The sequence below is a fragment of the Streptomyces sp. UW30 genome (genome assembly GCF_008042075.1).
GTDB lineage: Bacteria > Actinomycetota > Actinomycetes > Streptomycetales > Streptomycetaceae > Streptomyces.
In genome coordinates this window covers 1-1,776 of the sequence record NZ_RDBN01000078.1, presented here as the reverse complement: position 1 = coordinate 1,776, position 1,776 = coordinate 1, and the positions used below count along the sequence as shown (strand labels likewise).

The 1,776-nt window shown below is 63.1% G+C and carries 3 protein-coding genes and 1 pseudogene; all 4 read left to right on the top strand.

Going from position 1 to position 1,776, the window contains the following annotated elements; genetic code table 11:
* Window positions 1-534 precede the first annotated feature (534 nt).
* Window positions 535-825, top strand: coding sequence for a hypothetical protein (locus tag EAO75_RS48410; protein WP_315987693.1), 291 nt, complete (start codon window positions 535-537; stop codon window positions 823-825).
* The gene (locus EAO75_RS48405; protein ID WP_315987692.1) at window positions 822-1,277 is read left to right on the top strand and encodes a GlxA family transcriptional regulator; all 456 of its coding nucleotides are present in this window, start codon (window positions 822-824) and stop codon (window positions 1,275-1,277) included. Before EAO75_RS48410 ends, EAO75_RS48405 begins: the two co-directional genes overlap by 4 nt.
* A 94-nt stretch (window positions 1,278-1,371) precedes the next feature.
* A pseudogene (locus EAO75_RS48055) lies at window positions 1,372-1,596 on the top strand (HD domain-containing protein); the annotation flags it as partial.
* Window positions 1,597-1,675: 79 nt separating this feature from the next.
* Entirely contained in the window at window positions 1,676-1,759 is an 84-nt protein-coding gene (locus EAO75_RS46835) for a hypothetical protein (RefSeq protein ID WP_261989700.1), read from the top strand.
* Window positions 1,760-1,776: the final 17 nt, after the last annotated feature.

Genomic DNA, 1,776 nt, shown 5'->3' with positions numbered 1-1,776 from the left:
GCCGACCCCGCTGGGCACTACGCGAAGACGGATGCCACGCGCTTGCTGCTGGACGACCGTCCTAAGTCGGCCGTGATCCGTCCGGGCGAGGTCGAGGGCCCTTACTTCCCCGATCTCGATGAGTCCCCGGCAGACGAGGCTGTTTCCTGAGGCGGTGTTATTCACCTCCGCGGCAATTACGTGGTAGTCACCGGCTGAGCCCCACGAGAAAACTTCATCGTGACGGTATTGCCTGCCTTCTTGGGCGGAGCTCGATGTAATAGGGCTGGAGAGGGCAGGCAAACTGTCACCCTTGGCGAATTGCCCCCTGCGAGGGTGCCGAGTCCTGGATGTGACAGGTTTGGTCCCGCCCGATTTGGTCCCGCTCGACTCGGCAGGATCTAGAAGTGCGGGTGTCGCGGATACGCGGCCTGGGCTGGGTGTCCTAGTGGCCCCTTTGAGGGGATTTCTGCAAAGGGGTCATGGCGTCGTTATCCCTCCGATGACTGTTACTGGGTCAGCCTGTTTAAGAAGTTCCAACGTAAGGTCCATGCCATGCGCACCCATCGTGTTGCGGTGCTGGCACTGCCCGGTGTCCTCCCCCTYGASCTGGGCATTCCSACCCAGATCTTCAATCCACGTGCGGAGACGCACTACGAGTTGACCGTTTGTGGACCCAGCGGTGGTGACGTCATCACCAGCGCTGGTTTCACCCTCGGTGTCACCAAGGGCCTCGCGCCCGTTGCTCGCGCCGACACCGTCGTCGTCCCCGGCTTCGACACCTATCGACGACCCGTCGCGCCCGACGCAGTTGAAGCTCTCCGGACAGCTGCCTTCACATCGTGAGCAAGGACCTGGGTGTCGCGGTCGCCAACGTCATCGCTCGCGATCTAGTTGCTGCGCCACCGCGTGACGGAACTCAATCGCAAATCATTCCCCGAGCTTTGCCCGATGAACCCAGCCAGAGCCTCAACGCCACTCGCACTTGGGCACTTCACCACCTCTGTGAGCCGTTGTCACTTGATGACCTCGCCCGCCATACGCAGGTTTCCACCCGCACGTTGCTCCGAATGTGGCGACAGGAGACCGGTTCCAGTCCCTATCAGTGGCTCGTTACCGCCCGGCTCAATCACGCCCGCGAACTCCTCGAAGCCACCGATCTGAGTATCGAGCGCATCGCCGCACAAAGCGGAGTGGGCAGCAGCACTAGTCTGCGCGCACGCTTCCGCGACGCTCTCGGTGTTACTCCCACCGCATATCGTCGTGGATTTCAGCAGCCGGTGATCTCGTATGGGTAGCCTGTGACCCCTCTGCCGGCGAGTGGCGCGAATGTTGCGACAGGTGTCACACATGCCACTGCCCGGAGCCAGGTCCGGTGCCTAGCCTACGTACATGAACTTCTCGCTTGACCTGCCTACCGGCCCCATGGCAGAGGCCATCGTCTCCACCGTGCGTAGTTCCGAGACCGCTGCAGTGTTCAATCACAGCGTGCGCAGCTTTCTCTTCGCCGAGATTCTGGCAGCCCATGAGGGGTGCCTCGAGGACGATACCTACGACCGCGACCTGCTATTCGCCGCGACTGTCTTGCACGATTTGGGTACCGGCAACCTCGCAAAGGGCGAAGCGCGCTTCGAGGTAGAGGGTGCCGACCTGGCGGCTGACTTGCTGCGGCGGCACCCGGGTCTCCCTCGCTCTGATGCACCTGGCGGTGGCGGCGGTGCTGATCCCGGGGCTGAGCGGCAGGTCCCCCGGGGCGGGAGCCGCTGCCGCTAGGGGGTGACCGCCAGCACCAAGTAC